The 17,481-nt window shown below is 69.8% G+C and carries 16 protein-coding genes; 7 read left to right on the top strand and 9 right to left on the bottom strand.

Annotated elements, in window-relative coordinates; translation table 11 throughout:
- Positions 1–66: 66 nt before the first annotated feature.
- Positions 67–846: a M23 family metallopeptidase gene (locus GA0070619_RS24010; RefSeq protein WP_088950147.1), complete on the bottom strand. Its 780-nt coding sequence runs from the start codon at positions 844–846 to the stop codon at positions 67–69.
- Positions 847–1,119: 273 nt separating this feature from the next.
- Positions 1,120–1,827, bottom strand: a complete 708-nt coding sequence (locus GA0070619_RS24005; RefSeq protein WP_088950146.1) for a M23 family metallopeptidase — start codon at positions 1,825–1,827, stop codon at positions 1,120–1,122.
- A 506-nt stretch (positions 1,828–2,333) separates the two neighbouring features.
- Here GA0070619_RS24005 and GA0070619_RS24000 point away from each other — a divergent pair.
- The 3 genes from GA0070619_RS24000 to sucD all read left to right on the top strand — a co-directional run bounded on the left by GA0070619_RS24000 (position 2,334) and on the right by sucD (position 5,233).
- Positions 2,334–2,738, top strand: a complete 405-nt coding sequence (locus tag GA0070619_RS24000) for a cobalamin B12-binding domain-containing protein (RefSeq protein WP_088950145.1) — start codon at positions 2,334–2,336, stop codon at positions 2,736–2,738.
- Between the two features lie 426 nt (positions 2,739–3,164).
- A complete protein-coding gene (sucC, locus tag GA0070619_RS23995) occupies positions 3,165–4,343 on the top strand; it encodes an ADP-forming succinate--CoA ligase subunit beta (RefSeq protein WP_088950144.1) in 1,179 nt (392 codons plus the stop codon).
- A 2-nt stretch (positions 4,344–4,345) separates the two neighbouring features.
- Positions 4,346–5,233: a succinate--CoA ligase subunit alpha gene (gene sucD, locus GA0070619_RS23990; RefSeq protein WP_088950143.1), complete on the top strand. Its 888-nt coding sequence runs from the start codon at positions 4,346–4,348 to the stop codon at positions 5,231–5,233.
- A gap of 96 nt (positions 5,234–5,329) precedes the next feature.
- Here sucD and GA0070619_RS23985 read toward each other — a convergent pair whose 3' ends face one another.
- Positions 5,330–5,596 carry a hypothetical protein gene (locus tag GA0070619_RS23985; RefSeq protein ID WP_088950142.1) on the bottom strand — a complete coding sequence of 89 codons (267 nt, stop codon included), beginning with the start codon at positions 5,594–5,596 and terminating at the stop codon, positions 5,330–5,332.
- Positions 5,597–5,794: 198 nt separating this feature from the next.
- Here GA0070619_RS23985 and GA0070619_RS23980 point away from each other — a divergent pair, with 198 nt between their 5' ends.
- A complete protein-coding gene (locus GA0070619_RS23980) occupies positions 5,795–7,084 on the top strand; it encodes a cell division protein PerM (RefSeq protein ID WP_088950141.1) in 1,290 nt (429 codons plus the stop codon).
- Between the two features lie 54 nt (positions 7,085–7,138).
- On the opposite strand, the gene GA0070619_RS23975 is transcribed toward GA0070619_RS23980, so the two are convergent.
- Positions 7,139–7,654 (bottom strand): DUF4190 domain-containing protein, encoded by a 516-nt coding sequence (locus tag GA0070619_RS23975; RefSeq protein ID WP_088950140.1) that lies wholly within the window; start codon positions 7,652–7,654, stop codon positions 7,139–7,141.
- Between the two features lie 329 nt (positions 7,655–7,983).
- Here GA0070619_RS23975 and purN point away from each other — a divergent pair, with 329 nt between their 5' ends.
- Both purN and purH read left to right on the top strand, forming a co-directional pair.
- Positions 7,984–8,604, top strand: coding sequence for a phosphoribosylglycinamide formyltransferase (gene purN / locus GA0070619_RS23970; RefSeq protein WP_088950139.1), 621 nt, complete (start codon positions 7,984–7,986; stop codon positions 8,602–8,604).
- Positions 8,601–10,172, top strand: coding sequence for a bifunctional phosphoribosylaminoimidazolecarboxamide formyltransferase/IMP cyclohydrolase (gene purH / locus GA0070619_RS23965; protein WP_088950138.1), 1,572 nt, complete (start codon positions 8,601–8,603; stop codon positions 10,170–10,172). The genes purN and purH overlap by 4 nt, the downstream gene beginning before the upstream one ends.
- 99 nt (positions 10,173–10,271) lie before the next feature.
- Here purH and GA0070619_RS23960 read toward each other — a convergent pair whose 3' ends face one another.
- The 5 genes from GA0070619_RS23960 to GA0070619_RS23940 all read right to left on the bottom strand — a co-directional run bounded on the left by GA0070619_RS23960 (position 10,272) and on the right by GA0070619_RS23940 (position 16,101).
- The gene (locus GA0070619_RS23960; protein ID WP_088950137.1) at positions 10,272–11,312 is read right to left on the bottom strand and encodes an ABC transporter ATP-binding protein; all 1,041 of its coding nucleotides are present in this window, start codon (positions 11,310–11,312) and stop codon (positions 10,272–10,274) included.
- Positions 11,293–12,324 (bottom strand): ABC transporter ATP-binding protein, encoded by a 1,032-nt coding sequence (locus tag GA0070619_RS23955; protein ID WP_088950136.1) that lies wholly within the window; start codon positions 12,322–12,324, stop codon positions 11,293–11,295. Before GA0070619_RS23955 ends, GA0070619_RS23960 begins: the two co-directional genes overlap by 20 nt.
- A gap of 65 nt (positions 12,325–12,389) precedes the next feature.
- Positions 12,390–13,346: an ABC transporter permease gene (locus tag GA0070619_RS23950; protein WP_088950135.1), complete on the bottom strand. Its 957-nt coding sequence runs from the start codon at positions 13,344–13,346 to the stop codon at positions 12,390–12,392.
- A 17-nt stretch (positions 13,347–13,363) separates the two neighbouring features.
- Positions 13,364–14,302, bottom strand: coding sequence for an ABC transporter permease (locus GA0070619_RS23945; protein WP_088950134.1), 939 nt, complete (start codon positions 14,300–14,302; stop codon positions 13,364–13,366).
- A gap of 197 nt (positions 14,303–14,499) precedes the next feature.
- Entirely contained in the window at positions 14,500–16,101 is a 1,602-nt protein-coding gene (locus GA0070619_RS23940) for a peptide ABC transporter substrate-binding protein (RefSeq protein WP_088950133.1), read from the bottom strand.
- A 448-nt stretch (positions 16,102–16,549) separates the two neighbouring features.
- Between GA0070619_RS23940 and GA0070619_RS23935 the strand changes: the two genes are divergently transcribed.
- Entirely contained in the window at positions 16,550–17,410 is an 861-nt protein-coding gene (locus GA0070619_RS23935; protein WP_088950132.1) for a bifunctional methylenetetrahydrofolate dehydrogenase/methenyltetrahydrofolate cyclohydrolase, read from the top strand.
- The last annotated feature ends 71 nt before the right edge of the window (positions 17,411–17,481 follow it).

The following is a 17,481-nucleotide window of genomic DNA, read 5'->3' as shown; positions in this document are numbered from 1 at the left end:
AGGGATGGAGGGGCCTCAGGCCCCTCCATCCCTGCTGTTGCGCCTGAATCGCCCAGGGGTGTCGCCTCAGCAGCCGAGGTCCACGCCGCGGGTCCGCATGAACGGGGCCGGGTCGATCTGGTTCCACATGCCCTGGTGCACCTCGAAGTGCAGGTGCGGGCCGGTGGCGTCGCCGGTGGCGCCCTCGTACCCGATGACCTGGCCGGCCTTCACCTTCTGGCCGACGGTGACCGCGATGCGGCTCTGGTGGGCGTAGTGGGTCAGGTATCCGTTGCCGTGGTCGATGAAGACGGAGTTGCCGTACCCGTCGGAGGCATCGCCGGCCTGGGTCACGGTGCCTGCGGCTGCGGCGCGGAGTGGCGTGCCGGAGGGCAGCGCCAGGTCGATACCTGCGTGCAGGGTGCCCCATCGCTGCCCGTAGCAGGAGGTGACGGCTGCGCCGGGCATCGGGTTGACCCAGGCGGGCGTGGGCTTGGTGGTCTTCTTCGGCTTCGGCTTCGGCTTCGGCTTGGCCTTCGCGGTGGCCGTCTTCGCGGGCGTCGGGCTGGCGGTGGCCGCGGACGGGCTCGGTGTCGGGCTGGGCGAGGCGACCGGTGTGCTCGACTCGCGGGCGGAGCGGTCCGCCCGGCTGGCGGCTTCGGCCCGGCTCTGCGCGTCGAGGGAGACGGCTGCGGGTGCCGGGTGGTCGCCGCCGGTGGTGGCGACCGCGACGCCACCGAGGCCGAGGGTCACCAGGGCGGCGGCGCTGAGCACGATGAGGCGGTTCCGCCGGCCGGCGCGCTGTGGTTGCCCGGTGTGGGGGGCGTCGGGGGTGTTCTCGTTCTGGACGGGGCTGTCTTCCTGCACGGCGGACCTTCACAGTCGAGGGGCACTTGACCTCGAAATACTGGTGTCGGACCGAGCCGGGGTGGGCGCGGGGACCGGGTGAACGCGCGGCGCGTGAAGTGATGGCTGCCCAGATATGACCCGCCCTATGGCGTTCTATCCGGAAAAGTGATCATGCTCCGTGGTGTCGCCGGTCACAATCGTGGCTGTGACCCGGGATACATCCATCCGGCCGGGGCAACGAAAAACCGCCCGGATCAACAGATCCGGGCGGTCAACGGTCGTTACGCAACGTCAGGAGGCGGCTACCTCGTTGTAGATTGCCTCGACTTGCATCTTGATGTCCACTCCGCGGTCCTGGAGGAACGGCACCGGGTCGACCGGCTGGCCCTTGACATGGATCTCCAGGTGCAGGTGCGTGCCATAGGCGTGGCCCGTCTGGCCCACCAGCCCAAGCTGGTCGCCGGCCTTGATCTGCTGGCCTTCCTTCACGCTCACCGAGGAGGAGTGGCCGTAGATGGCCTCGCTGCCGTCGGCGTGCTGAACGATCACCGCGTTGCCGTACCCGCCGAACCAGCCGGCCTTGGTGACCAGCCCGTCGTGGATCGCCACGTAGGGAGTGCCCTCGCCGGCAACCAGGTCCACACCGGTGTGCAGCTTGCCCCAGCGCATCCCGTAGGGAGAGTTGAAGTCGTAGCCCTGCAGCGGCAGCAGCCAGACCTCGGGCTCGGCGCTGTCCTTGCTGCGGCTGTCCCGCGAGGCGCGTTCGGCGTTCTCGGCACGGGCCGCAGCGTCCTGACTGGTGACCGACGCCTGCTTGAGCTCGTCGAGCACCGACGGGCTTACGTCCTTGGCGTCGGGCAGCGCGCTCGCGCCGAGGGCGACGATGCCGGCCCCGACGAACGCCGTGGTGACGACAGCGGCGTAACGGCTGCGCGGTGGGGTGGGCACACGGCGACGACCGCGATATCGATCGGGCTCAGACGACAGGCGCTGGCGCACGCACACCCTCCGTTGTCGGGGTTCCGAAGCGGCCGGTGGGCGTTCGTGAAGCTCGAATGAACGTCCGCTGACCGCGTCGTCACCCGTCCATGGACCTGATGACAACCGTGGACACGTTAGCCAACCACCAGGCGAGTCACAAGCTAGACCGCCAAACTGGCGTGTCGATCTGTCCGTTTGCGTCCATGATTGTCACGCATCGCGCCCCTAAATGGTGCCCCTGATGCTGCCCGTTCGTCGCCGAGCGTGACCGATCCGGCGGAGTCGTCCGACTTGACTCGGGGCAGTGCCAGAGTGCCCTTGGCGAGCCACCCCGGATCTGGCTCGGCGGCCTCCCCGGACGGCCCCCGGTCCGCTGCCCGCCACTTCGGGTGCGCCCGTACGACAATGCCGGGCAGGGACCGGCGGCGGAGCCCGGTTTCCGGCCCCTGATTTCCTGGGCCGGGCCCGCCGGGTTACCGTTCGTTCAGGTGAAGGCCCGTGAAGCCGGTGAAAGGTGTGCGCTGATGAGCTCTCGTATTCGGGTCGTCGTCGCCAAGCCCGGCCTGGACGGCCATGACCGGGGCGCGAAGGTCGTCGCACGCGCTCTGCGGGACGCGGGCATGGAGGTCGTCTACACCGGCCTGCACCAGACTCCCGAGCAGATCGTGGAGACCGCCATCCAGGAGGACGCCGACGCGGTCGGCCTGTCCGTCCTCTCCGGCGCGCACATGACGCTCTTCCGGCGGGTGCTGGAACTGCTCAGTGAGCGGGACGCCCGCGACATCGTCGTGTTCGGCGGCGGCATCATTCCGAACGGCGACATTCCCGAGTTGGAGAAGCTGGGCGTCGCGAAGATCTTCACGCCGGGCGCCACCACTCAGGCGATTGTCGAGTGGGTCCGGCAGAACGTGGCGCAGCCGGTTTCCTGAGTCTCGTTGCTCAGCGCCCGGATTTGGGCACGGGGGAGGGGCCGGACGCACCCCTCACACGTCCGGCCCCTCTATGCACGATGCCCCGCCGCCACCCCTCGACCGACAGGGCATCGGCCGTCTCCCGTCGTCACGCTTCTCAGCGCTCCGACATCTGACTCAACGACGCCCCCACGGCCGGGTTACGCAAGCCGGACAACATCGCCCGGATGGTTGATGCCATCCGTGTCGTGCCCGCAAACCGGCCGCGTCTGATGTCCGGTTGTGCATTACCGCACACCGCGCACCCGCTCGGTTGCCGGTGGTGCCGACCTCGCTAGGCTGCGGCCAATGGCCTGTTTCAACTGATGACAGGCGTCAAACTGTTTTTTGAACGCTGGTGGCGGCGCGACGGCGCGCCGCGGAGACGGGACGGGACGCGCAATCGTGGACCTGTACGAGTACCAGGGGCGGGACCTGTTCGAGCGGCACGGCTTGCCCGTGCTGGCCGGCGGCGTCGCCACTACCCCGGAAGAGGCCCGTGCGATCGCCGAACGCCTCGGCGGTCGCGTGGTCGTCAAGGCGCAGGTGAAGGTCGGCGGCCGAGGTAAGGCCGGCGGCGTCAAGCTCGCCGAGGGCGCCGAGGAGACGGTGGCCCGCGCCACCGACATCCTCGGCATGGACATCAAGGGTCACACCGTCCACAAGGTCATGATCACGGTGACCGCGGACGTGGCCGAGGAGTACTACTTCTCGTACCTGCTCGACCGAGCGAACCGCACCTTCCTCTGCATCGCCAGCGTCGCCGGCGGCATGGACATCGAGCAGGTCGCCGCCGACACCCCCGACAAGGTCGTGAAGGCCCCGATCGACGCCGTTAAGGGCGTGGACGAGGCCAAGGCCCGCGAGATCGTGACCGCCGCCGGCTTCCCGGCCGAGGTCGCCGACCAGGTGGTCGAGATCGCCGTCGGCCTGTGGCAGGCGTTCGTCGCCGAGGACGCCACCCTGGTCGAGGTCAACCCGCTCGCCAAGAACGGCGACGGCCGGATGCTCCTGCTCGACGCCAAGATCAGCCTGGACGAGAACGCGGCGTTCCGGCACCCGGACCACGAGGCGCTGGTCGACCAGGCCGCGGTGGACCCGCTGGAGCAGGCCGCCAAGGCCAAGGACCTCAACTACGTCAAGCTCGACGGCGAGGTCGGCATCATCGGCAACGGCGCGGGTCTGGTCATGTCGACCCTCGACGTGGTCGCGTACGCCGGTGAGCGGCACGGCAACGTCAAGCCGGCCAACTTCCTCGACATCGGCGGTGGCGCGAGCGCCGCGGTGATGGCGAACGGGCTGGAGATCGTGCTCTCCGACCCGGCCGTGAAGAGCGTCTTCGTCAACGTCTTCGGCGGCATCACCGCCTGTGACGAGGTCGCGAACGGCATCATCCAGGCGTTGGCTCTGCTGGAGCAGCGGGGCGAGCAGGTCAGCAAGCCGCTCGTCGTCCGTCTCGACGGCAACAACGCCGAGGCTGGCCGGGCGATCCTGGACAGCGCGAACAACCCGCTCGTGCAGCGGGTGGACACCATGGACGGTGCGGCCGAGCGGGCCGCCGAGCTGGCAGCTGCGGGGGTCTGATCATGGCTATCTGGCTGACCAAGGACTCGAAGGTCATCGTCCAGGGGATGACCGGTTCCGAGGGTTCCAAGCACACCCGGCGGATGCTGGCCGCCGGCACGAACGTGGTGGGCGGCGTCAACCCGCGCAAGGCGGGCCAGAAGGTCGACTTCGACGGCACCGAGCTGCCGGTCTTCGCGTCCGTAGCGGACGCGATGGCCGAGACCGGGGCCGACGTCACTGTCATCTTCGTGCCGCCGCAGTTCACCAAGGCCGCAGTGGTCGAGGCGATCGACGCCGCGATCCCGCTGGCCGTGGTGATCACCGAGGGCGTGCCGGTGCACGACACCGCATCGTTCTGGGCGTACAACGTGGCGAAGGGTGAGCAGACCCGGATCATCGGGCCGAACTGCCCCGGCATCGCCTCGCCCGGCGCGTCCAACGCCGGCATCATTCCGGCCGACATCACCGGCTCCGGCCGGATCGGCCTGGTCAGCAAGAGCGGCACGCTGACCTACCAGATGATGTACGAGCTGCGCGACATCGGCTTCTCCACCTGCGTCGGCATCGGCGGTGACCCGATCATCGGGACCACCCACATCGACGCCCTGGCGGCGTTCGAGGCCGACCCGGAGACCGACGCCATCGTCATGATCGGTGAGATCGGTGGCGACGCCGAGGAGCGGGCCGCCGAGTTCATCAAGACCAACGTCACCAAGCCGGTGGTCGGCTACATCGCCGGCTTCACCGCTCCTCCCGGCAAGACCATGGGTCACGCCGGGGCGATCATCTCCGGCTCGGCCGGCACCGCCGAGGCGAAGCAGGCGGCGCTGGAGGCTGTCGGCGTCAAGGTCGGCAAGACGCCGACCGAGACCGCGAAGCTGATGCGGGAGATCATGTCCGGCAACTGAGCCGGTCAGGCAACACCGAAGGGGGTCGACCGCAACCGGTCGACCCCCTTCGGCGTACCTGCGCTGCCGGCGCGTCCCGCTGGTGGCGCAGCCCGCTCAGTCGTTGTTCCAGAACGGGTAGTTGCCGGTGGCGCGCAGGATCGCGCCGCCGATGATGTTGATCACGCCGAACACGATGGCGAGGTAGCCCAGTAACGGTGACTGCCCGTACCGACGGGCGTCGCGGATGGACAGGTAGCCGAAGATGATGCCCAGGATGCCGCAGCAGATCAGCCCAAGCACGATGCCCAGCACGCCCCAGAGCGTGGTCCGGTCCCGTCCCCGGGCCGGTGGGGGCGGGGATGGCGCGTATGGCGTTGTCACGGCGTCCTCCGGGCGGTCGTGGGCGGCGAGCCGGCCGGACCGCGACCGGCGGACCCGACCCGGGTGGCGGCGACTCGCGCCCCCTCTGGCCGAGGCTAGACCGGGCCGGATGGCCTGGGCCCCGGTTCGGTCAACTCGCCGCCCTTCGGGCGGCTTAACGGACTGCCACCGCCCGCGCGACGTGCCAGAGTAGAGCGGATGTCCCCCGTCACCCCTGACCGTCCCAGCCGTCCCGGCGGTGTGAGCGCCGACGACCGGCCGGTCGATCGTGCCGCCAGGGCCCGACGGGTGCCCGCGCCCCGCGCGGGCGGGGCGCCACGCGGGCGCGCGCCGTTGCCCGTCGCCGCGGGGGTGGCGGCCGGCTGGGCCGCCCTCACCTCCTACCTGCCGGTGGCCATCGTGCTCGGCCTGGTCCAGCTCGGCACGGATTCGACGACGCTGGTCAGCACCCTGCGCACGGCGCTGGCCGGTTGGCTGCTCGGCCACGGGGTGCCGCTGCACACCGACTCCGGCCCGCTCGGGCTCGCCCCGCTGGCGCTGACCGTGCTCGCGCTCTGGCGGCTCAGCCGGGCCGGTGTGCACGTCAGCCGCGCGATCGGCGCCCGGGACACCCGCTCACCGCGCCGCGCGCTGCTCGCCGCAGGCGCTGTCGGCATCGCGTACGCGCTGCTGGGCGCACTCGCGGCAGTGCTGGTGGGGGCCGGTGGGCCGACGGTGTCCCCGATCCGGGCGGGCGCCACGTTCGCGGTGGTCGGCACACTCGCCGCACTGATCGGCGCCACCCGCATCACCGCCGTGACCCGGCTCCTCGTCACCCGGCTGTCAAACCCGGTGCGGGACGGCATTCGCACCGGCCTGGTGGCAGGGCTGCTGCTGCTCGGCGCGGGTGCCGGTGCGGCCGGCCTGGCGGTGGCCACCGGCGGCGGCGACGCGGCGGACATGATCGGGGCGTACCGGACGGGGGTCGCCGGGCAGGCCGGAATCACCCTGGTCAGCGTCGCGTACGCGCCGAACGCGGCGATCTGGTCGGCCAGCTATCTGCTCGGGCCGGGCTTCGCGGTCGGCACCGACACCGCGGTTCGCACCAGCGAGGTGTCGGTCGGCGCACTGCCAGCCGTGCCACTGCTCGCCGGTCTGCCACGAGGCCCGGTGGACGGCTTGGGCGCCCTGCTGCTTGCGGTGCCGGTGCTGGCCGGAATGGTGGCCGGCTGCCTGCTCGCCCGCCGGGTGGCCCGACTCGCCGGGCCGGAGCGGGCCCCGCAGCGCTGGGCCGAGGTGCTGGCCCCGGCGGTGCTGGCCGGGCTGGTGGCCGGCGTGCTGCTCGGTGTGGCCGCCGCGGTGTCCGGCGGGTCACTGGGCGCCGGCCGGCTGGCACAGGTCGGGCCGGTGGGCTGGCAGGTCGGTGCGGTGGCCGCTGTCGTCATCGCGGTCGGCGCACTGCTCGGCGCCGCCGCCACCCGGGCCCTCACCCGCACCCCCGCCCAGTAGACGCGCGCGGGGCGCCCCGGACGAATCCGGAGCGCCCCGTCGAATCCGAGCTTGTCAGGGCTGGGTGGGCAGGGCCACGTTCGCCACGATGCCGAGGATGATCAGGATGATGCCCAACCCGACACCGACCGCGCCGCAGATCAGGCCGGCCTTGGCCTGCCCGGCGTTGTTCGCCTGGCCCTGGGCGACCTTCTGCCGGGCGAGGTAACCGGTCACCACGGCCGCGATGCCGACCGGGATGCCCAGGTAGAAGCAGCAGATCAGCGGGATCGACGCGATACCGAGGATCATCGACACCAGGCCGAGGGTGTTGTTCTGCCCCTGGCCCCCCTGCGGGTAGCCGGCGTTCGGGTACGTCGGACCGCCGCCGCCGTACTGGGGCTGCTGCTGGCCGTACGGGTCCTGACCGTACGGCTGTCCCGAGGTCGGCTGGCCGTACGGCTGACCCGAGGTCGGCTGCTGGCCGTACGGGGCCGCAGGCGGCTGGCCGTACTGCGGCGGCTGGGGTGCGTTCGGGTCCTGGTTGGGCTGCTGGCCGTACGGGTCCTGGCCGGGGTTACCGGGTTGCATTCGAGAGCTCCTTGAACTGGTTCCGTCAGTTACTGCTGTTGTTGCCACCCATGATCGCTGTCAGTCCTCGGAATGCACAGCGCGGCAGCACCACGACATCGTCACGGTGCTGCCGATCGACGGTTGCCGTTGGGGTGGTGACCGGGCGACACGCGGTGCTCCTCAGTGCAGCGACACCGCTGGTGTGCCGATCGGTGCGGGGGTTCGGACCGACGAGGTGTCAAGTCCGAGCGAGCGGCAGCGTACCGGGTCGATGCACGTCGGCACTGTCAAAGATCGGCGCGCCGCCCAGCCGGAGGGCTTCCTGACCTGCCCGATAGGGTGGCCCGGTGACCGAGCCCGCGCCTGTCGCCCGCATCGTCGTCCTCATCTCCGGCTCCGGTAGCAACCTCCAGTCGCTGCTGGATGCCGCCGTCGACCCCGCGTACGGTGCGCAGGTCGTCGCGGTCGGCGCGGACCGTGACGGCATCGCGGGCCTGGACCGGGCCGAGGCCGCGGGGGTGCCGACCTTCGTCGAGCGGGTCCGTGATCACGACACCCGGGAGGACTGGGACCGGGCGCTCACCGCACACGTCGCGAAGCACCAGCCGGACCTGGTCATCTCCGCCGGTTTCCTCAAGCTGGTCGGCCCGCACTTCCTCGCCGCCTTCGGCGACCGCTACCTGAACACCCACAACACCCTGCTGCCGGCGTTTCCCGGCATCCACGGCCCGCGTGACGCCCTCGCCTACGGCGTGAAGCTCACCGGGGCCACCCTCTTCTTCGTCGACGCAGGCATGGACACCGGGCCGATCGTCGCGCAGGTCGCGGTGCCGGTGCTCGACGACGACGACGTGGACACGCTCACCGAGCGCATCAAGGAAGCCGAGCGGCGCCAGCTCGTCGAGCAGGTCGGTCGCCTGGTCCGCGAAGGCTGGACCATCACCGGAAGGAAGGTCACGGTTCCGTGAGTCCCACTCAGGACGGGCGCCGCCCGATCAGGCGGGCGCTGGTCAGCGTCTACGACAAGACCGGGCTGGTCGAGCTGGCTCAAGCCCTGCACGCCGCCGGTGTGGAGATCGTGTCCACCGGAAGCACGGCGGGCACCATCGCCGCCGCCGGTGTGCCGGTGACGCCGGTGGAGACGGTGACCGGGTTTCCCGAGGTGCTCGACGGCCGGGTGAAGACCCTGCACCCGAAGGTGCACGCGGGTCTCCTCGCGGACCTGCGCAAGGACACGCATGTCGCGCAGCTCGACGAGCTGGGGGTTGCGGCGTTCGACCTGCTGGTCTCCAACCTCTACCCCTTCCAGGCGACCGTCGCCTCCGGCGCCGACGTCGAGGAGTGCGTGGAGCAGATCGACATCGGTGGCCCGGCCATGGTGCGGGCCGCCGCCAAGAACCACGCCTCGGTTGCCGTGCTCACCGACCCGGCCGGTTACCCGGCGCTGATCGGCGCGCTCGGCGAGGGGGGCTTCACCCTGGCCCAGCGCCGCGCGCTGGCCGCCCGGGCGTTCGCCGACATCGCCGAGTACGACGTGGCGGTGGCCCGGTGGTGCGCGCAGGAGCTGGCGCCCGCCGACGACTGGTGGCCGCAGTTCGCGGGGCTGGCGCTGCGCAGGTCGACGGCGCTGCGCTACGGCGAGAACCCGCACCAGCCGGCTGCGCTCTACACCGACCCGGACGCCCCGGCGGGGCTGGCCCAGGCCGAGCAGCTGCACGGCAAGGAGATGTCCTACAACAACTACGTCGACGCGGACGCCGCCTGGCGGGCGGCGAACGACTTCGTCGACCAGCCGGCCGTCGCGATCATCAAGCACGCCAACCCGTGCGGCATCGCGGTGGGCGTGGACGTGGCCGAGGCACACCGCAGGGCGCACGCCTGCGACCCGGTGTCGGCGTTCGGCGGCGTCATCGCGGTCAACCGGCTGGTCTCGGTCGAGCTGGCGCGGCAGGTGGCCGAGATCTTCACCGAGGTGGTGGTCGCGCCCGGCTTTGACGAGGGCGCGGTCGAGGTGTTGCAGGCCAAGAAGAACATCCGGCTGCTGCGGGCGCCGGCCTGGACGCCGGCGCTGGTGGAGTTGCGGCCGGTGACCGGTGGTGTGCTGGCCCAGGTCGCCGACCGGGTGGACGCCCCCGGCGACGACCCGGCGACCTGGCAGTTGGCGACCGGCGAGGCCGCCGACGAGGAGCTGCTGCGGGACCTGGCGTTCGCGTGGCGGGCGGTCCGTGCCGTGAAGAGCAACGCGATCCTGCTCGCGAAGGACGGCGCCACCGTCGGGGTCGGTATGGGTCAGGTCAACCGGGTCGACTCGGCGCAGCTCGCGGTCAACCGCGCCGGCGCCGAGCGGGCTCGGGGTTCGGTCGCCGCCTCGGACGCGTTCTTCCCGTTCGCCGACGGCCCGCAGATCCTCATCGACGCCGGCGTCCGCGCCATCGTGCAGCCCGGAGGCTCGATCCGCGACGAAGAAGTCATCGCAGCGGCCAAAAAGGCCAACGTAACGATGTACCTGACGAAAACCCGCCACTTCTTCCACTAGGCCGCCAAACCCCGCGAGACCCCGTTGATCATGAAGTTGTTGCCCGGCCGGTCGGCGTGTCGGGACAACAACTTCATGATCGACGTGTGAGGGGGCGGGTCAGGCCGTTGGGGTTGTGGGGCGGAGTTCGGCGAAGTGGCAGGCGGACGGGTGGGGGTCCGCCGCTCTCGGGACCGTTTTCGGGTCCTCCACGGCGCAGATCTCCTGGGCCTTCCAGCAGCGGGTGCGGAAGTGGCAGCCGCTCGGCGGGTCGGCCGGGCTGGGCACGTCGCCGACCAGCCGGATCATGTTGCGCTGGTCGCGGGCCTCCGGGTCGGGCACCGGCACAGCCGAGAGCAGAGCCTGGGTGTACGGGTGGGTGGCCCGCTCGTAGATCTCGTCCTCGGTGCCGATCTCGACGATCCGGCCGAGGTACATCACCGCCACCCGGTCGGCGATGTGCCGCACCACGGACAGGTCGTGGGCGATGAAGATGTACGACAGCCCCAGCTCGTTCTGCAACTGCTTCAGCAGGTTGATCACCTGGGCCTGGATGGAGACGTCCAGCGCCGACACCGGCTCGTCGCAGACGATCACCTCGGGTCGCAGCGCGAGCGCGCGGGCGATCCCGATGCGCTGTCGCTGACCGCCGGAGAACTGGTGCGGGTACCGGTTGATGTGCTCCGGGTTGAGCCCGACCACGTCGAGCAGTTCCTGGACCCGCTTCTGCTTGCTGCCCTTGGGCGCGGCATCCGGGTGGATCTCGAACGGTTCGCCGATGATGTCGCCGACGGTCATCCGCGGGTTCAGCGACGTGTACGGATCCTGCATCACCATCTGCATGTTGCGGCGCACCCGGCGCAGTTCACCCCCGGAGGCCTTGAACAGGTCCTTGCCCTCCAGGGTCGCGCCTCCGGAGGTGGGCGTCTCCAGGCGCATCAGCAGCCGGGCGAGGGTGGACTTGCCGCAGCCGGACTCGCCGACGACACCCAGCGTCTCGCCCCGACGCAGCTCGAAACTCACCCCGTCGACGGCCTTCACCGCGCCGACCTGCCGCTGGAACAGCACCCCCTGCGTGATCGGGAAGTGCTTCACCAGGTTGTCGACGGAGAGGATCGTCTCGCCGCGGACCTTGCCGGGGCTAGCGGGCGGCGCTGTCATCACGGACCTCCTGCGCGAAGTGGCAAGCGCTGGTCCGGCCGTCGCCGAGGACCAGGTCGTGCGGCACGACGTCCACGCAGACCTGCTGGACGTACGGGCACCGGGGGTGGAACGGGCAGCCGGACGGGATGCGCATCAGGTTCGGCGGCAACCCCTTGATCGTCGACAGTTCTTCGCCGCGGACGTCCAGGCGCGGGATCGACTCCAACAAACCCTTGGTGTACGGGTGGGCGGGCGCCTTGTAGAGCGAGCGGACGTCGGCGTGCTCGACGATCCGGCCGGCGTACATGACCGCGATCCGGTCCGCGACACCGGCGACCACGCCCAGGTCGTGGGTGATCAGGATCATCGCCATGTTGCGTTCCTGGCGCAGGTCGGCCAGCAGGTCCATGATCTGGGCCTGGACGGTCACGTCGAGCGCCGTGGTGGGCTCGTCGGCGATGAGCACCTTCGGGTCCAGCGCCAGCGCCATGGCGATCATGACGCGCTGCCGCATGCCGCCGGAGAACTGGTGCGGGTAGTCGCCGATCCGCTTGGCGGCACCGGGGATCTTGACCAGGTCCATCAGCTCGATGGCACGACGTCGGGCGTCGGACCGGGACATGCCGGAGCGCTGACGCAGCGTCTCACCGATCTGCCAGCCGACGGGAAACACCGGGTTCAGGGCCGAGAGCGCGTCCTGGAAGATCATCGCGATCTCCTTGCCGCGTACCTGCCTGCGCTGTTCCTCGGAGCGGGTGAGCAGGTCCTGACCCTGGTAGAGGATCTGGCCGGAGCGGACGAACGCGGGCGGGGTGTCCAGGATGCCCATGATTGCCTGGGCGGTGACCGACTTACCCGAGCCGGATTCGCCGAGCACGGCCAGTGTCTCGCCGGCGTCCAGGTGGTACGACACGCCGTTGATCACCCGGGCCACGCCCTCGTTGGTGCGGAACTCGACGTGCAGGTCCCGCAACTCCAGCAGGTGGCCGCCCTCGGGCGTGGCGGAGGCGGGCGTCGGTTGAACGGTCATGGCTGTGCCTGCCTTTCGCTCGCGACTGCGGGGCTCGCTTCGCTCACTCCTCGCGCTCGCATGAGTCACCGCAGCTTCGGGTCGAAGGCGTCACGGATCGCGTCGCCGAGCATGATGAACGCCAGCACGGTCAGCGCGAGGAACGCCGACGGGACGATCAGCGGCGTGGCCGCCTCGCGCATGTGGATGCGGCCGGTGTCGATGTCCTGACCCCACGAGATGGTGGGTGCCTTCAGGCCGATGCCCAGGAAGGAGAGCGTCGCCTCGGCCGCGATGAACGAGCCGAGCGCGATGGTCAGCACGACGATGACCGGGGCCAGCGAGTTCGGCAGGATGTGCCGCCACATGATCCGGCTGTTGCCGGCGCCGAGCATCCGGGCTGCCGCGACGTAGTCCTGCTCCTTTGCGGTGATCACCGAGGAGCGGACCACGCGGGCGGCGGTGGTCCAGCCGAGCAGGGCGAGCACGAAGACGACAGCGCCGATCCGTGCCCACTGGCTGTCACTGGAGACCCGCTTGAGCAGCACGATCGCGGCCAGCAGCAGCGGGATGCCGAGCACCACGTCGATCACCCGGGAGAGAACCGCGTCGACCCACCGGCCGAAGTAACCGGCCAGCATGCCGATCACCAGCGCGATGATCCCGGTGCCGAGAGCGGCGAGCGCGCCGACCAGCAGCGAGGCGCGGGTGCCGTAGACCGCACGGGAGTACGTGTCGCAGCCCTGGAAGTCGTACCCGAAGATGGCCCCGCCGGACGGCCCGGCGTGCTGCCGGGAGAGCAGGCAGTCGTTCGGGTTGTTGGCGGTGAACACCCCGGGGAGCAGCGCCATCAGGGTGAAGATGACGACCAGCGTCAGCGAGATCCAGAAGATCGGGTTGCGGCGCAGGTCCCGCCAGGCGTCTCCGGCCAGGCTGCGGGGCTTGTTCGCGGCGCCGACCTGATTGGGTGTGCCCGGCTCGCCCGAGGGGCCACGCCGCGCGGCCTGGTTCTCGGTCGCCGCCACAGTCTCGAAGTCACTCATGCGGCACCTCGCTGCGCTCACTCATAGCGGATCCTCGGGTCGAGTACGGCGTACAGGACGTCCACCACCAGGTTCGAGACCAGGTAGACCACGACGAGCACGCTGACGATGCCCACCACGAGGGGGCCGTCCTCGGTGCGGATGCCGCGGAAGAGGTTGAAGCCGACGCCGGGGATGTTGAAGACGCCCTCGGTGATGATCGCGCCGCTCATCAGGTTGCCCAGCTCCACACCGAGGAAGGTGACCACCGGGATCAGTGAGTTGCGCAGCACGTGGACGATGACGATGCGGCGCTTGACCAGGCCCTTGGACCGGGCGGTCCGGACGTAGTCCGCGCGCAGGTTCTCCGCCACCGAGGCCCGGGTGAGCCGCAGCGCGGTGGCCAGCGACAGCGAGCCGAGCACGATGCCCGGCAGCAGGAGCGCGTAGAACGTCGGGTCCGAGCCGGCGGTGGGCGGGAACAGCTGCCACTTGACGCCCAGGAAATACTGCGCCAGCGGCGCCAGCACGATCGTCGGGATGCCCAGCACCAGCAGGGTCAGCACCAGCGTCGAGTTGTCGAAGATGCTGGCTCGGCGGATACCGGCGATCACGCCCGCGCTGACTCCGAAGATGATCGCCACGGCGAGGGCGATGAGCGCGAGCCGCACGGTGACCGGCCAGGCCTGCTGGAGGATGTCACCGATGCTCCGACCGGTGAGCGACTCGCCCAGGTTGCCCTGGAGCAGGTCCTTCACGTAGTCGAAGTAGCGGTAGAAGAAGCCGCCGACGCCCGTCTGATCCAGGTTGTACTTCTCGGTCAGGTAGGCCCGTTGGGCTGGCGTCACCGGCCGCTCACCGGCGAGCGCCTGGATCGGGTCGCCCTGTCCGGCGAATGTCAGCGCGTAGACGATCAGGGTGGTCCCGAAGAACGCCAGGACCATCTGCAGTAGGCGCCGCAAGATGTAGCGGAACATGCTTAGCAGTCTCTCCGGAAATGTGCGAAAGGGTCGCAGGACGGCATCTCTGGTCGTACCCGAAATATCCGAGACGTGCCGTCAGGCCCGGGGGAGCCGGCACCACCGACGCCGGGTCCGCTGCTGCGGCCCGGCTCCGGTGGCGCGATTTGGGCCACCCGGGCGTCGTCGCCCGGGTGGCCCGCACCGTGGTCAGCTCAGCTGGCCGCTTCGATCTTGACGAGGTTGACCCGCTGGAACAGGTCCATCTGCACGTTCTTGACCTTGGACGAGTGGCCGAACACGTTCTCGCCGAAGCGGAGCGGGATCACCGGCATGTCCTTGGCCAGGATGTCCTCCGCCTGCTGGTACTTGGCGATCGCCTCGTCCTGCGTCTTGGCGGCGGAACCCTCCTTGACCAGCTTGTCGAACTCCGGGTTGCTGTAGCCGTAGTAGTTCGACGAGCCGTTCGTGCTGTACAGCGGGCCGAGGTAGTCCTCCATGGTCGGGTAGTCCATGACCCAGCCCATCCGGAACGCACCCACCGGCGTCTTCTTCTCGACCTTGGTCAGCAGGTCGGCGAACTTCGGCTCGGCCGAGCCGACGGCGTCGACACCCAGGTTGGCCTTGAGCTGGTTGACAGTGGCGTCGACCCAGTCCTTGTGGCCGCCGTCGCCGTTGTACGAGATGACGATCTTCGACGGACCACCCGCGGCCTGATAGAGCTTCTTGGCCTCGGTCGGGTTGAACTCGCCGGCGGTGCCCGCGGTGTTCTCCCGGTAGCCCGGCAGGACCGGCGAGACGAAGGAGCGCGCCGACTGCTGAGAGCCCTTGAAGACCGACTTGGTGATCTCGTCACGGTCGATCGCCATCGAGATGGCCTTACGCACGTCCGGGTTGCTGTAGTCCTTGTCGAACGTCGGGAACGCGAGGAACTGGAACGACGACATCGGGCTGGTCTGGTACCGGTCGCCCAGGTCGCTCGGCGCGGTGCTCAGGCTCTCGGTCGGGATCGTCGGCAGCACGTCCAGGTTGTCCGCCAGGACGTCCGCGTAGGCCGCGGTCAGCTGCTGGTAGATCCGGAACTCAACGTTCTTGACCTTGGGCTTCTCACCCGGGTACGCGTCGTAGCGCTCGACCTCGATCTTGCTGTCGTGCTGCCACGTGCCCTTCATCTTGAAGGGGCCCTGCCCGATCGGCGCCTGCTCGTAGGAGTCCTTGAGCACGCCCGGGGCCGAGAACGCGGCGTCCGGCATCGGGTAGAACGCGTTGTAGCCGAGCACCGTCTTGAAGTCGATGTACGGCTCGGAGAGCGTCACGGTGAAGGTGAGGTCGTCGACCTTCTTCAGACCGGACATCTCCTTGGCCTTCGGCGCCTTGCCCTGGAGGTCGTCGTAGCCAGCGATCTTCTCGAAGAAGTAGTTGCTGTCCTGACCGTTGGGGGCGTACGCGCCGTAGTTCCAGGCGTTGACGTAGTCCTCGGACGTGACCTTCTCACCGTTGTGGAAGGTGAAGCCGTCCTTGAGCTTGATCGTCCAGACCTTGTTGTCCGACGAGGTCACCGACTGGGCAGCGACCTCGTAAGGCTTGTTCTGGGCGTCGTAGTCGACGAGCGGGCTGAACAGGCCGGCGATCACCTGCGAGCCGGACGTCTCGGTGGTGTTGGTGGGAACCAGGTGCTTCGGCTCGCCGATCTGGATGCTGACCGCCGAATTGCCGTTGCCGCTGGATCCACCGTCTCCGCCGCTGCCGCAGGCCGCGAGGCCCAGCGTCACCGCGAGCGGGAGGGCGGTCCAGGCGGCGAGTCTACGAACTCGCATTGAGCCTCCTCATCTCCTCACGCTGCGCAGTCAGGCCCGACGCTGGGTTACGCTGCGCAACAAGCGGCAACGGTAGGTCGGGAATGGGCCTTTGACAACGACGCGGTTGCGGGTGGGTAACGGTCCGGGGGTGGTCCCCTTGTCGAAGGCGGATCCGCCTGCTAGCGAAAACCGCCGTAAACCTCGCCAGCCTGCAAAAGTCTTGCCTTTCGTGGGGGCGGCAGTGCCGGTCTGAGGCGGGATGGGGCTCTCTGGGCGGGCCATCCGATCTCCGTCGTGCTCGGCCCGCCTGTCTGGTTCGACGGTGACCGAATGAACAGAAAGTGACTGAGAGTGACGTGCAACACGTTACTTACGGTCATGTGCAACGGTGGCGGCCGAGGTGGCGACGAGCCGCGCGGGCGAGGTCCGTCGGAACTGCGGCCGGTGGCCGTGAGACGATCTGGACGTGACGGCGACGCTTCTGGACGGCAAGGCAACCGCGGCGGAGATCAAGGACGAGCTGCGAATCCGGGTGAAGGCACTCGCGGAACGCGGCATCACCCCCGGACTGGGCACGGTGCTGGTCGGGGCGGACCCGGGCAGCCAGGCGTACGTCAACGGAAAACACCGCGACTGCGCCGAGGTGGGCATCGCCTCGATCCGCCGGGAGTTGCCGGCCGACGCCACCCAGCAGCAGGTCGACGACGTGCTGGCCGAGCTGAACGCCGACCCGGCGTGCCACGGCTACATCGTCCAGCTGCCCTTGCCGGCCCATCTCGACACCCAGCGGGTGCTGGAGCTGATCGACCCGGACAAGGACGCCGACGGCCTGCACCCGGTCAACCTGGGCCGGCTCGTCCTCGGCTACGACGGCCCGCTGCCCTGCACCCCGCGCGGCATCGTGGAGCTGCTGCGCCGGCACGACGTGGCGCTGCGCGGCGCGACCGTCGCAGTGGTCGGTCGGGGCAACACCGTCGGCCGACCGCTCGGCCTGCTGCTCACCCGCCGCTCCGAGAACGCCACCGTCACCCTCTGCCACACCGGCACCCTCGACCTCGCCTCGCACACCCGGGCCGCCGACATCGTCATCGTCGCGGCCGGCGTGCCGGGCCTGCTCACCGCCGACATGATCAACCCCGGTGCGGTCGTGGTGGACGTCGGCATCACGCGCGTGATCGGCGCGGACGGCAAGGGCCGCTACACCGGCGACGTCGACCCGGAGGTGGCCGAGACGGCCGGCGCCCTGGTCCCCATGCCCGGTGGAGTCGGGCCGATGACCCGGGCCATGCTGCTCACCAACGTCGTCGAGCGCGCCGAGCGCGGCTGAGCCCGCGCGCCGGTAGCGCCGAACCAGGACGGCGGTGACGTTCGCCCCATCCCGGCGATGGCCGCCGCCCC

It is taken from the genome of Micromonospora zamorensis (assembly GCF_900090275.1).
GTDB classification, from domain to species: domain Bacteria; phylum Actinomycetota; class Actinomycetes; order Mycobacteriales; family Micromonosporaceae; genus Micromonospora; species Micromonospora zamorensis.
Note: the sequence above shows the minus strand (reverse complement) of the source record. Positions and strands in the feature narration are given on the sequence as shown.